At 56.2% G+C, this 15876-nt stretch carries 15 protein-coding genes and 1 tRNA gene; 10 read left to right on the forward strand and 6 right to left on the reverse strand.

Features of this window, described 5'->3' with window-relative positions; genetic code table 11:
* Window positions 1-75: 75 nt before the first annotated feature.
* From CRN80_RS14480 to CRN80_RS14505, 5 genes are all read right to left on the reverse strand, one after another.
* Window positions 76-1488: a replication endonuclease gene (locus CRN80_RS14480; RefSeq protein WP_178081021.1), complete on the reverse strand. Its 1413-nt coding sequence runs from the start codon at window positions 1486-1488 to the stop codon at window positions 76-78.
* A gap of 645 nt (window positions 1489-2133) precedes the next feature.
* Window positions 2134-2403 (reverse strand): AlpA family phage regulatory protein, encoded by a 270-nt coding sequence (locus tag CRN80_RS14490; protein WP_371861807.1) that lies wholly within the window; start codon window positions 2401-2403, stop codon window positions 2134-2136.
* Window positions 2404-2501: 98 nt separating this feature from the next.
* Entirely contained in the window at window positions 2502-3356 is an 855-nt protein-coding gene (locus tag CRN80_RS14495) for a hypothetical protein (RefSeq protein ID WP_098950427.1), read from the reverse strand.
* A gap of 4 nt (window positions 3357-3360) precedes the next feature.
* Window positions 3361-4575: a tyrosine-type recombinase/integrase gene (locus CRN80_RS14500; protein ID WP_098950428.1), complete on the reverse strand. Its 1215-nt coding sequence runs from the start codon at window positions 4573-4575 to the stop codon at window positions 3361-3363.
* Window positions 4576-4749: 174 nt separating this feature from the next.
* A tRNA-Leu gene (locus CRN80_RS14505) sits at window positions 4750-4834 on the reverse strand.
* Window positions 4835-4942: 108 nt separating this feature from the next.
* Between CRN80_RS14505 and queA the strand changes: the two genes are divergently transcribed.
* From queA to CRN80_RS14535, 6 genes are all read left to right on the forward strand, one after another.
* On the forward strand, window positions 4943-5992 hold the full coding sequence (queA, locus tag CRN80_RS14510) for a tRNA preQ1(34) S-adenosylmethionine ribosyltransferase-isomerase QueA (protein WP_098950429.1): 1050 nt from the start codon (window positions 4943-4945) through the stop codon (window positions 5990-5992).
* 5 nt (window positions 5993-5997) lie between these two features.
* Complete coding sequence (tgt, locus tag CRN80_RS14515) at window positions 5998-7113, forward strand: tRNA guanosine(34) transglycosylase Tgt (RefSeq protein WP_169918585.1); 1116 nt, start codon at window positions 5998-6000, stop codon at window positions 7111-7113.
* 43 nt (window positions 7114-7156) lie between these two features.
* Entirely contained in the window at window positions 7157-7495 is a 339-nt protein-coding gene (yajC, locus tag CRN80_RS14520) for a preprotein translocase subunit YajC (protein ID WP_098950431.1), read from the forward strand.
* Window positions 7496-7557: 62 nt separating this feature from the next.
* On the forward strand, window positions 7558-9426 hold the full coding sequence (gene secD, locus CRN80_RS14525) for a protein translocase subunit SecD (protein ID WP_003194025.1): 1869 nt from the start codon (window positions 7558-7560) through the stop codon (window positions 9424-9426).
* Window positions 9427-9435: 9 nt separating this feature from the next.
* Window positions 9436-10350 carry a protein translocase subunit SecF gene (gene secF, locus CRN80_RS14530; RefSeq protein WP_032895384.1) on the forward strand — a complete coding sequence of 305 codons (915 nt, stop codon included), beginning with the start codon at window positions 9436-9438 and terminating at the stop codon, window positions 10348-10350.
* A 123-nt stretch (window positions 10351-10473) separates the two neighbouring features.
* Window positions 10474-11016 (forward strand): glycine zipper 2TM domain-containing protein, encoded by a 543-nt coding sequence (locus CRN80_RS14535; protein WP_003194023.1) that lies wholly within the window; start codon window positions 10474-10476, stop codon window positions 11014-11016.
* 207 nt (window positions 11017-11223) lie between these two features.
* Here CRN80_RS14535 and suhB read toward each other — a convergent pair whose 3' ends face one another.
* On the reverse strand, window positions 11224-12039 hold the full coding sequence (gene suhB, locus CRN80_RS14540) for an inositol-phosphate phosphatase (protein ID WP_005791195.1): 816 nt from the start codon (window positions 12037-12039) through the stop codon (window positions 11224-11226).
* 145 nt (window positions 12040-12184) lie between these two features.
* On the opposite strand from suhB, the gene trmJ reads away from it, so the two are divergent.
* The 4 genes from trmJ to CRN80_RS14560 all read left to right on the forward strand — a co-directional run bounded on the left by trmJ (window position 12185) and on the right by CRN80_RS14560 (window position 15787).
* A complete protein-coding gene (gene trmJ, locus CRN80_RS14545) occupies window positions 12185-12955 on the forward strand; it encodes a tRNA (cytosine(32)/uridine(32)-2'-O)-methyltransferase TrmJ (protein ID WP_014719824.1) in 771 nt (256 codons plus the stop codon).
* A 2-nt stretch (window positions 12956-12957) separates the two neighbouring features.
* Window positions 12958-13743, forward strand: a complete 786-nt coding sequence (cysE, locus tag CRN80_RS14550) for a serine O-acetyltransferase (RefSeq protein WP_032895385.1) — start codon at window positions 12958-12960, stop codon at window positions 13741-13743.
* Window positions 13744-14030: 287 nt separating this feature from the next.
* On the forward strand, window positions 14031-14522 hold the full coding sequence (gene iscR, locus CRN80_RS14555; protein WP_003194020.1) for a Fe-S cluster assembly transcriptional regulator IscR: 492 nt from the start codon (window positions 14031-14033) through the stop codon (window positions 14520-14522).
* A 50-nt stretch (window positions 14523-14572) separates the two neighbouring features.
* Window positions 14573-15787 (forward strand): IscS subfamily cysteine desulfurase, encoded by a 1215-nt coding sequence (locus tag CRN80_RS14560; protein WP_003194019.1) that lies wholly within the window; start codon window positions 14573-14575, stop codon window positions 15785-15787.
* Window positions 15788-15876 lie beyond the last annotated feature (89 nt).

Genomic DNA, 15876 nt, shown 5'->3' on the forward strand with positions numbered 1-15876 from the left:
CTACATACCGGGATAGAAGAGAGATCATGTGGCATGTCTTCTCTTGGATCAATATTAATAACTGTAACCACAGGGTTATGCTTCTTCGATTTTGAAGCGTCCCTTAGTATAGACGTGATTATCTCCAATCTTCAGCCCAGTTACCCTGAACGATTTTTCCCCGTAAATTGTCGTGAACTCTTCTTTCGTAAGCATAAGTGGCGCAGTGCCATTCTGCTTCGTAAAAAGGTCAGGGCGCTCGAGTAGATGCTTGAGACCATTGGTATTGCGCCAAATTTTTGTTTTTACAATTTCCGCTACCTCTCCTGGTAGAGCATGAATTTCTACTTCTTGGAGCTTATTAATCAAGCGTACCAAGGTGAGGACATTTTTAACTCCAAATGGCTGATATTGTCTTACCCGCATGGTCTGAAGGGCTGCACGGACTCGCTCTCCGTTCCTGATTGACGCTAAGTCTGACTGCTCCCGCTTCTCATCGGCCTTTGTATCTTTAGCATTGGCATTGGTGTCAAAATTTGAAACAGACGGCTCGAATCCTTTTGCGAGATATTTGAAGATGTAGCTGGAGGCACTACCGATCTTAGGGTCTCCGATCTCTATCTTCAGTTGTCCATAGTGAGGAAAATGTTCTTTACTAGCGTCGATGAATGGTTGGGTGGCATCGAATGTAGTGAACACTAAGAGGTGCCAGTGCACAGAGCCATCTTTATGCGTTTCTGCGATCCTGAAACCAAAGTAGGTATCGACTCCACTCTTGATCCCCCATTTATTCAAAAGCGATCTGATTCTTGCCCAGGCCGACGAAATGTACGTGTGGCTTGCCTTTACTCCTAATTTTGGATCGTAACTACATTTGCCTTTCAAGGGGTTTGGATGGTACTTGGGCGGAGCTGTATATGTCACAAATAGCCAGCCCATATTATTATCGTCCGCAATGGCTTCGAAATTTTTAGAAATCCAATAGAGCTCGTTGAACCGATTGACGGCTGCCTGGGATGCCAATTCAGATAACAAGATTTTATTTCCGGTTTGCTTGTTAACTATTACTTTGCTGGACAAGAACGCTTGCGTTTCAGATTTTTTGCTCCTTGCTTTCTGAAGAGTGATATCTGAGGAGTAAAGCTGTGCGTCTGGTGAGGCACCACCTACTGTCTTAAGAGTTGCTTCAAAATTGAGTCTCGCAATATCTGCTTCATATTGGATTCTACGCCTCCAATATTTTCGAGATTGCGATCTGGCCAATACTGCTGATACCGTTCTCCCCGAAATCGTAATTCCGTAGAAGTCTGTTCTCAATTCCACCCTGACGGAAGATATTTTAAAATCATGGTTCTGGGTGGTCGAAAGCTGTCCGGCTATTCTGGTTGCCAAGTAGGATATCTGCCTTGGCGATAGATAGTGGAGCGCAGGCAGGGAGGCAGCGGTAATCTGCAACCCAATAGAAGAATAAATGGCGTCGTCCGACTGTGGTTGGCTTTCGGTTGGCACTGTGGGTTCCTTTATTTATATTTTTCTTCCCTGAGTTGTAGTGTCCTATTTAAGCCGTCGTGGCACTAAGCATGGGTTTAAGCGAGGTGCCGAACTTCACGCTCATAAGTTGTTTCGTAGTTGTTAATTGCAGAAATTAAGGCGCACAATTTCCTTGTTTAAGAGACGCTGGTTGATCGAATCATCCAGCCTCTCTCTCGGTTCAGATCTAGAGCATTTATATTTGGTCTTAGGTTCGCCTATTCGGGGCCCAGGTTGATTTCAATTCTTCCCAGATAGCAGGGCCATCTTTGATCAGAAGGTGAATTTCTTTTCTCGGGCGTTGGTCGAGTCCTAAGACAGCAATGCAATCTTCCCAAATAGTTCGCTCAAGGCTACGGAGGTCGCTGAGGTTAAAGGGGAAAGCGTTGCTATTGTATATTGCCAGCAGAAAACGTCCGCATATCTGGCTTTGTCCTGTATCGCGCCTGGCAACTTCTACTAATCTACACAGTGCGGGCAAGCCAGCTGCTTCAGAGGCTGCACGTTGTTGTTCGTTCTCCATCAACTGGCGACTCCAAGCTTCCTGCCTACGGGCAATATTCACTGAATCTGTAGGCTTCTCTTGAAGATAAACCCCTGGTTTACGGGAATTCGAGTGATCCATTATGGGCGCCCTCGCAATGCCATTCGTCCTTGTACCCATTCTTGAACTTCGGCTAACACCCAACCAACTGGCGCGCCGCGAGACTTGCTATCACTGAGTGAAACAGATCGCGGAAATCTCGGATCTTTTTTCAAGAGTTTGTAAATCGAATTTCGCCTCAATCCAGTGATAGCTTCGACATCGTGCATACGGATAATCACAGACCGAGGGGTAATGATTTCTGCTGCCGGGGATGAGCTGGTTGGATGAGTATAGGGAGGTGTGGTCATGTCTAAGCCCGTTGTAGGTGATGACGGGCACAGATTGACGGAGTGAAGGCAGTTAGTAATTGCAACTGCAAAACCGATTTTTGCAGTTGCAAAGGTGCTTAGCGTTTGGGTCTCAGCTTTGCTGCGTTATCTCTGGCCTCGGCTTTGGCTTGGGTAATCTTCTCTGCTTCATTGGCTGCTACTTTGGCTTCAGCAAATAGTTTGGTGACTGTACTGGCGCTTGCGCCTCGCCACCCCTTTTCTTCTATTGCAGTTGCGATTCTGCCTTGATCATAACGAGGCTTGTTATGCTCCATGAGCAATAGCTCCAGCAAGCCAGCGACCGTGAGTAAATGCGAGTTCTTCAAGGGACTGGTAGTCGATTGCAGCTCCTTTTCAGCCGCTATACGCGCCTTACGCTCGCTTTCCAGCTGCTGCTCGAGCTCTTTCACTGTTTCCAGGTAGGTGTGTGAAATACTCGTTGGCGTGGCTAATGGTTGTTGCAGGTGTTCGTCCAGGACGCCCTTGGTCAACTTATAAAGCAAAGCTTTGTTTGCAGTCACGGCCTCAATATCGGAAGATCTAAAAATCGCGTTATATCTTGTTTTTTCGGTTTTTAGTTTCCAGGTGGGTTTTTCGTTTGAATTTGCGGCTCTTGTCTCATCTTCATGGAAATGTACCCGGCCTTTCACTACGATGTTTTTACTAATAGTCAAAATTTTCGTAATTGGTTGGTCGATATACTCGAAGGTAACAACTTGTAGTCGCTCCGGGTTGATTAACAATTGTGAGCCGACAGCATGTACTTCTTTATTCGTTTCGAGTTCAACTCCTTCTGCATCATCGCAATTTATGTATGCAGGGCAATGTCCCGTGGCGCAAATTCTTTTCAAATCAATTAAAGTAAAGCTATGTTGAGTCGCTTCGTTTAGAACCTCAACGGCGCGCGTTGCGTTTAACCAACCGTCTTCCATTATTTCAGTTTCCTGTAGCCGCAAGCTTCTCTAGGTAATTAGCGTACCACTGCATCATAGTGGTACGTTTTTCCAGGTACTGAGCCTTGTTGTAAACGCCAGAGACACCCCCTTCTTTATGAGCGAGTTGAGCTTCAATGTGATCCTTGGGCCATCCATGCTCGCGCAACAAGGTGCTAGCGGTATGGCGGGTACCATGCCCGACGAGTCGGCCCTTGTAGCCGATACCGGTGAATACCTTGTTTATGGTGTTTTCGCTGATCGTTGGATTTTTTGGCCCCACCCCAGGGAAAAGCCACCGGCTGCGCCCCGTTACCCTGTGAAGGTCTTCCAGCGCCTCTATTGCTTGAGTAGGGAGGGGGCTGACGTGATCGCGACCCATCTTCATTTTTTCGTCAGGTATCATCCAGATCCCAGCACCTAGGTCGAACTCAGACCATTCGGCAAAACGAACCATGCTTGGCCTTGAAGCTGTCCAAATACACAGCCAGGCAGCGGTTCGGGCGGGAAGCCGGCTGGTGGTATTTTTGAGGGCTTGAATAAAAGCGGGTAGCTCCTCCTCTAGCAGGTGAGGGTGCTGCTTTGTCGCCGGAGCCGCAGCTGCGATGTCCCGCAATCTACTCGCGGGATCGTTCTCCGTAAGTCCTAGGCCAATGGCTCGGCCGAAAATCTGATTAAGCCAAGCACGGCACTTCTCTGCGACGTTGTGAGCATCGCGGGCTTCGATTGATGCTTGTAGCTTCGCGCAGTCGTTGCGAGTTATCTCGTCGAGGAGCTTGTCACCAAGAGCTGGCAGAATGTCCTTGTCCAGGTAGGTTCGCATTTTTTTTAGCGTCGATTCAGCAAGGCCTTGGTCAGCCTTGGATTGGAACCACCCAGCGGCGGCTGAGCGGAAGGTTCGTGTCCTAGAGACCTCCAGCGCCGCTTTACTGGCGCGCTTTTGCTCTAGCGGATCGATGCCATTGCTCACTACTTTTCGATGTTCAGCGGCCTTGCTTTTCGCCAGTGCTGCACTGACTTCTGGGTAGCCACCAAGACCGAGCCAGGCCCAACTACCGCCTGGCTTCTTGTACCGTAATTGCCAGGATTTCCCGCCATTCGGCTTAACGCGGAAGTAAAGACCATCCCCGTAGAGCTCTCGATACTCCTGGGTTTCCGGCTCCAAGCTAGCCAGGACTGTATCAGCGAGAGGGCGGCGCTTGATCTGCGAGCGCTTCATTTGTGTATCCCAAAGTTATAGATTTTTTGGAGGATACATGCGGGGATACAGGAAGGAAAGGTATGGGGAGAGACTGATAGAGACAGCAGAAAACAAGAAAGCCCGCACAGGGCGGGCTTTTCAAGTTGTTCACATAGTTCTTTACACTGCCAGAGACAGATAAAGACACGTAGATGGTGCCCCGAGGGAGACTCGAACTCCCACTCCTTTCGAAAACGGATTTTGAATCCGCCGCGTCTACCAATTCCGCCATCAGGGCTCAATGGCGGCGAAGTATAGAGATGAGATTACCGTTGGTCAATCACGTTTCATGGTCTATTTTCACTATTTCCGCTAGACTTCCCGGCCCTGCTAGACGAACCCCATCATGCGCGTTGCTGACTTTACTTTTGAGCTCCCTGATTCGCTGATCGCTCGCCACCCTTTGGCCGAGCGTCGCGCCAGTCGACTGCTGACCCTTGACGGGCCCAGCGGTGCCCTCGCACACCGTCAATTCACTGATTTGCTTGAGCATTTGCGCCCAGGCGATCTGATGGTTTTCAACAATACCCGGGTGATTCCGGCGCGGCTGTTTGGCCAGAAGGCTTCCGGCGGCAAGCTGGAAATCCTGGTGGAACGGGTGCTGGACAGCCATCGTGTGCTGGCCCATGTGCGCTCCAGCAAGTCGCCCAAACCGGGGTCGAGCATCTTGATCGAGGGCGGTGGCGAAGCCGAGATGGTCGCGCGCCACGATGCCTTGTTCGAACTCAAGTTTGCTGAAGAAGTGTTGCCGCTGTTGGAGCGTGTCGGCCACATGCCGTTGCCTCCTTATATAGACCGCCCCGACGAAGACGCGGACCGCGAGCGCTATCAGACCGTGTACTCACAGCGCCTCGGCGCCGTCGCCGCACCGACTGCCGGGCTGCATTTCGACCAGCCGCTGCTGGATGCGATTGCCGCCAAGGGCGTCGAGACGGCCTATGTGACCCTGCACGTGGGGGCCGGCACGTTTCAGCCGGTGCGTGTAGAGAACATCGAAGACCACCATATGCACAGCGAATGGCTGGAAGTCAGCCAGGACGTCGTGGACGCGGTTAATGCGTGCAAGGCGCGTGGCGGTCGAGTGGTTGCCGTGGGTACCACCAGCGTGCGTTCGCTGGAGAGCGCAGCGCGTGATGGCGTGCTCAAGCCGTTCAGTGGCGACACCGATATCTTCATTTTCCCAGGGCGGCCATTCCATGTGGTCGATTGCCTGGTCACCAACTTCCATTTGCCCGAATCCACGCTGTTGATGCTGGTGTCGGCATTTGCCGGTTACCCGGAAACCATGGCCGCTTATCAAGCCGCCATCGCTAACGAGTACCGTTTTTTCAGCTACGGTGATGCGATGTTTATCACCCGTAACCCGGCGCCGCGCGGCCCTGAGGACCACTTATGAGTCGTATGTCGTTTGAATTGCTCGCTACGGACGGCAAAGCCCGTCGCGGTCGGCTGACCTTCCCGCGTGGCACTGTGGAGACCCCGGCGTTCATGCCGGTCGGCACCTATGGCACCGTCAAAGGCATGTTGCCCCGTGACATCGTCGCCACTGGCGCCGAAATCATTCTGGGCAACACCTTCCACCTGTGGCTGCGCCCGGGCACGGAAGTGATCAAGAAGCATGGCGACCTGCATGACTTCATGAAGTGGCAGGGCCCGATTCTCACCGACTCCGGTGGTTTCCAGGTGTTCAGCCTGGGCGCCATGCGCAAGATCAAGGAGGAGGGCGTGACCTTCGCCTCGCCGGTCGACGGCGCCAAGGTGTTCATGGGCCCGGAAGAGTCGATGCAGGTACAGCGCGACTTGGGTTCGGACATCGTGATGATTTTTGACGAGTGCACACCGTACCCGGCCGATGAAGACGTGGCGCGTATCTCCATGGAGTTGTCGCTGCGTTGGGCCCAGCGTTCGAAGAACGCCCATGGCGATAACACGGCGGCGCTGCTCGGTATTGTCCAGGGCGGCATGCATGAAAGCCTGCGCAAACGCTCGCTGGAAGGCCTCGACAAGATCGGCTTCGACGGCCTGGCCATCGGCGGTTTGTCGGTGGGCGAGCCCAAGCACGAAATGATCAAGGTGCTGGATTACCTGCCGGGCCTGATGCCCGCAGACAAACCTCGTTACCTTATGGGCGTTGGCAAACCGGAAGATCTCGTAGAGGGTGTGCGCCGCGGTGTGGACATGTTCGATTGCGTGATGCCAACCCGTAATGCCCGCAATGGGCATCTGTTCATCGATACAGGCGTGCTGAAGATCCGTAACGCGTTCCATCGCCATGATGATTCGCCGCTGGATCCTACCTGTGATTGCTACACCTGCCAGAACTTCTCCCGTGCTTATCTGCACCATCTGGACAAGTGCGGAGAAATGCTGGGTAGCATGTTGAATACCATCCACAATTTGCGTCACTACCAAGTCCTGATGGCTGGTTTGCGCGAGGCTATTCAACAGGGTACATTGGCCGCCTTCGTCGATGCCTTCTATGCCAAGCGTGGCCTCCCTGTGCCGCCCTTGGACTGAGTTTTCCGACCCTAAGATTCACTATTTGCAACTGGAGTGCTAAATGAGCTTTTTTATCTCTAACGCCATGGCTGACGCCGCTGCGCCTGCTGCTGCCGGCCCTATGGGCGGTGGTTTCGAGTGGATTTTCCTGGTCGGCTTCCTGGTCATCTTCTACCTGATGATCTGGCGTCCACAGGCCAAGCGCGCCAAAGAGCAGAAAAACCTGCTGGGCAGCCTGCAAAAAGGCGACGAAGTCGTGACCACTGGCGGCGTCGCCGGCAAGATCACCAAGGTTTCCGATGCTTTCGTGGTACTGGAAGTCTCCGACACCGTGGAAATGAAGTTCCAGAAGGGCGCCATCGCCGCCACGCTGCCTAAAGGCACGCTCAAAGCGATCTGAGTAACAACCTTTACCAATCGACGGGGCGCGCAAGGCGCCCCGCGTTATAAGCGGGCGGCGTGATGCTGAACAAATACCCTCTGTGGAAATACGTACTGATCCTGGCGGTGCTGGCGATCGGTTTTATTTATTCCGCTCCCAATCTCTATCCTGATGACCCGGCTATCCAGATCTCTGGCGCCAGCACTTCGCTGCAAGTCAATCAGGCAGACCTGGACCGTGCGAGCAAAGCGCTCAATGACGCGGGTATCCAGGTTAAAGCGGCAACCTTGGCGGCTGGATCCAAAGGCGGCTTGTTGCGCCTGACCAAGCAAGAAGACCAATTGCCGGCCAAAGATGTCGTACGCAAGGCCATGGGTGACGACTACGTTGTCGCGCTCAACCTGGCCCAGACCACGCCACAATGGCTGCGCAGCATTGGCGCGCACCCGATGAAGCTGGGTCTGGACTTGTCCGGTGGTGTGCACTTCCTGCTGGAAGTCGACATGGACAAGGCCCTGGACGCACGTCTGAAAGTCTACGAAGGCGACGTGAAGAGCCTGCTGCGCAAAGAGAAGCTGCGCTATCGCAGCCTGCCGCAGCTCAACGGTGCCATTCAGCTGGGCTTTGCTGACGAAGCTTCCCGCGAACAGGCCCGTGCGCTGATCCGCAAGAACTTCAATGATTTCGACATCGTGCCTGCCGACCTCAATGGTCAAGCGGTACTGCGCCTGGCGATGAGCCCGGCCAAGATCGCTGAAATCCGCGAATACTCCATCAAGCAGAACTTGACCACGGTGCGTAACCGCGTCAACGAGCTGGGTGTGGCCGAGCCGATCGTGCAGCGCCAGGGCGCCAACCGCATTGTGGTTGAGCTGCCAGGCGTACAGGACACCGCTGAAGCCAAGCGTATCCTCGGCAAGACCGCCAACCTGGAGTTCCGTCTCGCGGCAGACCCAGGCGCTACGCGTGCCACTTCCGAAGAATTCGAATTCCGTGAAGGCAACCGTCCTCCTGCGTTGATCGAGCGTGGTTTGATCATCACCGGTGACCAGGTGACCGACGCCAAGGCCGGTTTCGGCGAGCACGGCACGCCTGAAGTGAACATCCGTCTGGATGGCCATGGCGGTGAACTGATGAGCCGCGCCACGCGCAGCAACGTCGGTCGCAGCATGGCGGTGATCTTCATCGAGCAGCGCCCGGTGACCACCTACACCAAGCAGATGGTCAACGGCGTCGAGAAAGACGTGCCGGTGCAGACCTTCAAGGAAGAGAAGAAGATCATCAGCCTGGCGACCATCCAGTCGCCGCTGGGTGCTCAGTTCCGTATCACTGGCCTGAACGGCCAGGGCGAGTCGTCCGAACTGGCGTTGCTGCTGCGTGCCGGTGGCCTGGCTGCACCGATGTACTTCGCTGAAGAACGTACCATCGGCCCGAGCCTGGGTGCCGACAACATCACCAAGGGTGTCGATGCGGCGCTGTGGGGCATGTTGTTCGTGTCGCTGTTCATCATCGCCATCTACCGCTTCTTTGGTGTGATCGCCACCGTTGCCCTGGCGGGCAACATGGTGATGTTGCTGGCTCTGATGTCGTTGCTGGGTGCCACACTGACCCTGCCAGGTATTGCCGGTATCGTACTCACCATGGGTATGGCGGTGGATGCCAACGTGCTGATCTTCTCGCGGATTCGTGAAGAGATCGCCGCCGGCATGACCGTACAGCGTGCAATCAACGAAGGCTTCGGCCGGGCATTTACCGCGATCCTCGACTCCAACCTGACCACACTGTTGGTCGGCGGGATTCTCTTCGCCATGGGCACCGGCCCGGTGAAAGGCTTTGCGGTGACCATGTCCCTCGGGATCTTTACCTCGATGTTCACGGCCATCATGGTGACCCGCGCAATGGTCAACCTGATCTTTGGCGGGCGTGACTTCAAGAAGTTGTGGATTTAAGGGGCTGCCATGTTACGTACAATCAACTTCATGGGCGTTCGCAACGTTGCGTTCGGCGTCACCGTGCTCCTTACCGTTCTGGCGTTGTTCAGCTGGTTCCATAAGGGCCTGAACTACGGCCTGGACTTCACCGGCGGTACGCTCATCGAGCTGACCTACGAGAAGCCGGCCGACGTTACCCTGGTGCGCAACGAGTTGGTCAAGGCCGGCTATCACGAAGCCGTGGTACAGAGCTTTGGTGCCACCACCGACCTGCTGGTGCGTATGCCTGGCGAAGACCCGCAACTGGGTCACCAGGTCGCCGAGGCCTTGCAGAAGGTGGGTGGCGACAACCCGGCGTCGGTCAAGCGCGTCGAGTTCGTCGGCCCGCAAGTGGGTGAAGAACTGCGCGACCAGGGCGGCCTCGGCATGCTGATGGCGCTGGTCGGCATCATGATCTACCTGGCGTTCCGCTTTCAGTGGAAGTTCGGTGTCGGCGCCATTGTGTCGCTGATCCACGACGTGGTCGTCACCGTGGGCATCCTGGCCTATTTCCAGATCACCTTCGACCTGACCGTGTTGGCGGCCGTGCTGGCGATCATTGGTTACTCGCTCAACGACACCATCGTGGTATTCGACCGGGTTCGTGAGAACTTCCGTGTACTGCGCAAGGCGACGTTGATCGAGAACATCAACATCTCCACCACCCAGACCCTGCTGCGGACCATGGCGACGTCGATCTCCACCTTGCTGGCGATTGCTGCGCTGATGATCTTCGGCGGCGACAACCTGTGGGGCTTCTCCCTGGCGCTGTTTATCGGTGTTCTGGCGGGTACCTACTCGTCGATCTACATCGCCAACGTGGTGCTGATCTGGCTGAACCTCAACAGCGAAGACTTGATCCCTCCTGCCGCTACCGATAAGGAGGTCGACGACCGTCCTTGATGGGCGCTTGTTGATCCGCTGTTACAAGAAAGGCGCGAGTATTGAACTCGCGCCTTTTTTTTTGCTCCAAGGCTGGGTATAGCGCGGATCTTTCGGTCCGCTTGTGATGGTCAGGAGGTTCATGTGAACAAGTCGTTGCTGGTTGGTGCGGTATTGGGTGCTGTCGGTGTGACTGCCGGAGGCGCTGTTGCCACCTACAGCCTGGTAAAAAGCGGCCCTGAGTATGCGCAAGTACTGGCGGTACAGCCGGTGAAAACCCAGATCAAAACCCCTCGTGAGGTCTGCAAGGACGTCACTGTGACCCGGCAGCGTCCGGTGCAGGACCAACATCAAATCGCCGGTACTGTGGTGGGTGCCCTTGCGGGTGGCCTGCTAGGCAACCAGATTGGTGGCGGTAACGGTAAGAAGCTGGCCACCGTGGCCGGTGCGGTCGGTGGTGGCTACGCCGGTAACAAGGTTCAGGAAGGCATGCAGAACCGCGATACCTACACCACCACGCAAACTCGCTGTAACACCGTTAACGACATCAGTGACAAGGTGGTCGGTTATGACGTGCGTTACAACCTGGATGGCAAGGAAGGTACCGTGCGTATGGAGCGCGACCCTGGCAGCCAGATCCCGGTGGACAAGGAAGGCCGTCTGATCCTGGGGCAGAACCAGCAATAATTGCTGGGCAGTCACCGTTCAAAATGTGGGAGCGGGCTTGCTCGCGAAGGCGTACTGTCAGTCGGCAGATGTATTGACTGACCTACTGCATTCGCGAGCAAGCCCGCTCCCACATTGGGTATGTGCTGTGGCAGAAAAAACGCAGCATTACCCAAATGCCAAGCATAAAAAAGCACCCCGAGGGGTGCTTTTTTTGTGCTCGCTCGCTTAACGCTTCAGCGAAGCCGGCAGGTGCGGCTGGATCGCCGTCAGTACTGCCTTGAAGCATTTGGTGTTGCCAGCCACGACGTGGCCTTTCTCCAGGAAGTCGTGACCACCGGTGAAGTCGCTCACCAGGCCGCCAGCTTCTTGAATCAGCAGGGCGCCAGCAGCCATGTCCCACTCGGACAGGCCCGACTCCCAGAACGCATCAAAACGACCGGCGGCTACATACGCCAGGTCCAGGCTGGCAGCACCGGCGCGGCGGATGCCGGCGGTCTGGCCAACCAGGGCGCGGAACATGCCCAGGTAGTTTTCCAGGTTGTCCATCTGGTCGTCGCGGAATGGGAAGCCGGTACCCAGCAGAGCGCCTTCCAGGCTGGTACGGCCGCTGACACGCAGGCGGCGGCCGTTCAACTGGGCGCCACGGCCACGGCTGGCGGTGAATTCTTCCTGGCGAACCGGGTCCAGCACAACGGCGTGTTCCAGGCGGCCACGGTATTTGCAGGCGATGCTCACGGCAAAGTGCGGGATGCCGCGCAGGAAGTTGGTGGTGCCATCCAGTGGGTCGATGATCCACAGGTAATCTTCGCCTTCGCCGCTGCCTTTATGCAGGCCGGTTTCTTCGCCGAGGATGCCGTGGGTAGGGTAGGCCTTGCGCAGGGCGTCGATGATTTTCTGTTCGGCGGCGCGATCCACCTCGGATACATAATCCTTGGCGTCTTTTTCGTCGACCTTGATGGTATCCAGGCGCTCGATGGAGCGGAAAATCAATTCACTGGCGCTGCGGGCGGCGCGCAGCGCGATATTCAGCATGGGCTGCATGGATAGGTCACCTAAGGTTGTTAAAGAAAGCCGAGCATTCTAGCAGAAACTTTCTTCAGGTGAAGGACGACGTTCGCTTTCATGGCATAACCTTAGGCGGTTCTGTAAGATTTGCTCCCCTTTCCTGTGTCCGAGAGCGCCTCCCTTGCTGCAAAACATTCGTGTCGTCTTGGTCAATACCAGTCATCCTGGCAACATCGGCGGGGTGGCGCGAGCCATGAAAAACATGGGGCTGACGCGCCTAGTGCTGGTCGAACCGCGGGTATTCCCGCACCACGAGGCGGATGCCCGTGCGTCCGGCGCCAATGACTTGCTTGAAAATGCCCAGGTGGTCGCCACCTTGGAGGACGCCCTGGTCGGCTGCAATCTGGTGCTCGGCACCAGCGCCCGTGACCGTCGTATCCCTTGGCCGCTGCTGGACCCCCGTGAATGCGGCACCAAAGTGGTGGAAGAGGCAGCTGGCGGCGCTGAAATCGCCTTGGTCTTTGGTCGTGAAGACTCCGGCCTGACCAACGAAGAACTGCAGCGATGTCATTACCACGTGCATATCCCCTCAGACCCTGAGTTCAGCTCGCTGAACCTCGGGGCCGCGGTGCAGGTGCTGACTTATGAAGTGCGCATGGCCTGGCTGGCTGCTGCCGGCCAGCCGAGCAAAGTGGAAAAGGAAGAGGTTGCCTCGACCAAAAGTGGCGAGTTGGCCACCATGGACGAGCTGGAACGGTTCTATGAGCACCTGGAGCAAACCCTGGTCGCCATCGAATTCCTCGACCCTGAAAAGCCACGGCACTTGATGGCGCGCCTGCGTCGCTTGTATGGGCGCAGCTCGGTGAGCCGAGCTGAAATGAACATATTGCGTGGCATCCTCACGGAAACCCAGAAAGCGGCCCGTGGTGAGCTTCTTAAGCGGAAGGATTAAAAATGTTCGAGCGTTTGCGAGAAGATATCCAAAGTGTTTTCCACCGTGACCCGGCGGCGCGCAACGCCTTTGAAGTGCTGACCTGCTACCCGGGCATGCACGCGATCTGGATCCACCGCCTGTCCGGCGCCCTGTGGGGCATGGGCTGGAAATGGTTGGCGCGGCTGGTATCGAACTTCGGGCGCTGGTTGACCGGTATCGAGATCCACCCGGGTGCCAAGGTGGGCCGTCGGTTCTTTATCGACCACGGTATGGGCATCGTGATCGGCGAGACGGCCGAGATCGGCGATGACGTTACCCTCTATCAAGGCGTGACCCTGGGCGGCACCACCTGGAACAAGGGTAAGCGCCACCCGACGCTGGGCGATGGCGTGGTGGTAGGGGCGGGCGCCAAGGTGCTCGGGCCGTTTACCGTGGGTGCCGGCGCCAAGGTTGGCTCCAACGCGGTAGTGACCAAGGCTGTGCCGCCGGGTGCCACGGTTGTGGGTATTCCAGGCCGCATCATCGCCAAGCCGCAAGTTGGTGATGAGCAAGAGGCCAAGCGCAAGGCCATGGCCGAGAAGATTGGCTTCGATGCCTATGGCGTCAGTGAAGACATGCCCGACCCGGTGGCTCGTGCGATTGGTCAATTGCTCGATCATCTGCAGGCGGTGGATGGCAAGCTGGAGGGCATGTGCGGTGCGCTGAAGGAGTTGGGCAGCCCGTACTGTGCCAAAGACCTGCCTGAACTGCGCGAAGAAGATTTTGCTGAGATCAAGGACGAAACCGCTACCACCAAGGCAGGCTGAACGCGGTCCCTTGTGGGAGCTGGCTTGCCTGCGATCGCGGTGGGCCAGCAACCTATAAGCAAGCTGATGGGCCGCTATCGCAGGCAAGCCAGCTCCCACATTTGATCTCTATTGGCTCAGTGGTCTTGCAGCAGGCCTGGTTGCGCTGTTCGATCCCACCCCACCCTGCTATGATTCGCGCGCCCTTTTTACGGGTAATCCTGACTAAAGTACTAGGTCTTATAGTTGACTTAAATACTCGGGAATCGCATACTTGCTCCCATTCTGAAACACCTTGGTACTTGTCCATGAGACTGACTACAAAAGGCCGATACGCGGTGACCGCCATGCTCGACTTGGCCTTGCACGCGCAAACTGGGCCGGTGTCCCTGGCCGATATCTCCGAGCGCCAAGGCATTTCCCTGTCCTATCTCGAGCAGTTGTTCGCCAAATTGCGCCGTAGCAATCTGGTTTCCAGCGTTCGCGGTCCGGGTGGTGGCTATCAGTTGTCCCGCGACATGCAGGGCATTCAGGTGGCCCAGGTGATCGACGCGGTCAACGAATCCGTCGATGCCACCAAATGCCAGGGTTTGGGTGACTGCCATGCCGGCGACACCTGCCTGACGCACCACTTGTGGTGTGACTTGAGCCTGCAGATCCATGAGTTTTTGAGTGGTATCAGCTTGGCTGATCTTGTGACTCGCCGTGAGGTGCAAGAAGTAGCCCAGCGTCAGGACCAGCGCCGTTGCAACACCAAGGCGCCGCGTCTGGACAAGATTGAAGCGTCCGCCGTCGAGTGACAGCCGAAGAGCTAACGGCACGCCAGCCAGCCTGATTTAGGAGAAAGTCCATGAAATTGCCGATTTACCTTGATTACTCAGCGACCACCCCGGTTGATCCGCGTGTCGCGCAAAAAATGAGCGAATGCCTGCTGGTCGACGGAAACTTCGGCAACCCGGCCTCCCGTTCCCACGTATTCGGCTGGAAAGCCGAGGAAGCGGTCGAGAACGCTCGTCGCCAAGTCGCTGACCTGGTCAATGCCGACCCGCGCGAAATCGTCTGGACCTCCGGTGCCACCGAGTCCGACAACCTGGCTATCAAGGGCGCGGCGCATTTCTACGCGACCAAAGGCAAACACCTGATCACCACCAAGATTGAGCACAAGGCTGTCCTGGACACCATGCGCCAACTGGAGCGTGAAGGTTTCGAGGTCACCTACCTCGAGCCGACCACCGACGGTATCGTCACCCCGGCCATGATCGAAGCCGCGATGCGTGAAGACACCATCCTGGTTTCCGTGATCCACGTGAACAACGAAATCGGCACCATCAACGACATCGCCGCCATCGGCGAGCTCACCCGCTCCAAGGGTGTGTTGCTGCACGTCGACGCTGCTCAGTCCACCGGCAAGGTCGATATCGACCTGTCCAAGCTGAAAGTCGACCTGATGTCGTTCTCGGCCCACAAGACTTACGGCCCTAAAGGCATCGGTGCTCTCTACGTAAGCCGCAAGCCGCGCGTACGTATCGAGGCGACCATGCACGGCGGCGGTCACGAGCGCGGCATGCGTTCGGGCACCCTGGCGACCCACCAGATCGTCGGCATGGGCGAAGCCTTCCGTGTAGCCAAGGAAGACATGGCTGCCGAAAACGTGCGCATCAAGGCCCTGAGCGATCGCTTCTACAAGCAGGTCGAAAACCTTGAAGAGCTGTACATCAACGGCAGCATGACCGCTCGTGTACCGCACAACCTGAATTTGAGCTTCAACTACGTCGAAGGCGAGTCGCTGATCATGGCGCTCAAGGACCTGGCGGTATCGTCCGGTTCGGCCTGCACCTCGGCGTCCCTTGAGCCTTCGTACGTACTGCGCGCCCTGGGCCGCAACGACGAACTGGCACACAGCTCGATCCGCTTTACGTTCGGCCGCTTCACCACCGAAGAGCAAGTTGATTACGCCGCGCAGAAGGTCTGCGAAGCCGTCAACAAGCTGCGCGTTCTGTCCCCGCTGTGGGACATGTACAAAGACGGTGTCGATATTTCCAAGATCGAGTGGGCGGCACACTAACTATAGAAGCCGCCACCCAAGCTCTGTAGGAACGTGGCGGAAAACGCAGGCGTTTCTACAGGGTTCCAGAGCGGCCCTGATGAGTGAGG

The sequence above is a fragment of the Pseudomonas sp. FDAARGOS_380 genome (assembly GCF_002591235.1).
Taxonomy (GTDB): domain Bacteria; phylum Pseudomonadota; class Gammaproteobacteria; order Pseudomonadales; family Pseudomonadaceae; genus Aquipseudomonas; species Aquipseudomonas salmasensis.

Excerpts from the sequence above, each read along its gene's own strand:
- secF (WP_032895384.1), top strand. The coding sequence starts at position 9,436 with ATGTTACGTACAATCAACTTCATGGGCGTTCGCAACGTTGCGTTCGGC.
- tgt (WP_169918585.1), top strand. The coding sequence starts at position 5,998 with ATGTCGTTTGAATTGCTCGCTACGGACGGCAAAGCCCGTCGCGGTCGG.
- CRN80_RS14560 (WP_003194019.1), top strand. The coding sequence starts at position 14,573 with ATGAAATTGCCGATTTACCTTGATTACTCAGCGACCACCCCGGTTGAT.
- secD (WP_003194025.1), top strand. The coding sequence starts at position 7,558 with ATGCTGAACAAATACCCTCTGTGGAAATACGTACTGATCCTGGCGGTG.
- iscR (WP_003194020.1), top strand. The coding sequence starts at position 14,031 with ATGAGACTGACTACAAAAGGCCGATACGCGGTGACCGCCATGCTCGAC.
- yajC (WP_098950431.1), top strand. The coding sequence starts at position 7,157 with ATGAGCTTTTTTATCTCTAACGCCATGGCTGACGCCGCTGCGCCTGCT.
- cysE (WP_032895385.1), top strand. The coding sequence starts at position 12,958 with ATGTTCGAGCGTTTGCGAGAAGATATCCAAAGTGTTTTCCACCGTGAC.
- CRN80_RS14490 (WP_371861807.1), bottom strand. The coding sequence starts at position 2,403 with ATGACCACACCTCCCTATACTCATCCAACCAGCTCATCCCCGGCAGCA.
- CRN80_RS14500 (WP_098950428.1), bottom strand. The coding sequence starts at position 4,575 with ATGAAGCGCTCGCAGATCAAGCGCCGCCCTCTCGCTGATACAGTCCTG.
- suhB (WP_005791195.1), bottom strand. The coding sequence starts at position 12,039 with ATGCAGCCCATGCTGAATATCGCGCTGCGCGCCGCCCGCAGCGCCAGT.
- CRN80_RS14495 (WP_098950427.1), bottom strand. The coding sequence starts at position 3,356 with ATGGAAGACGGTTGGTTAAACGCAACGCGCGCCGTTGAGGTTCTAAAC.
- queA (WP_098950429.1), top strand. The coding sequence starts at position 4,943 with ATGCGCGTTGCTGACTTTACTTTTGAGCTCCCTGATTCGCTGATCGCT.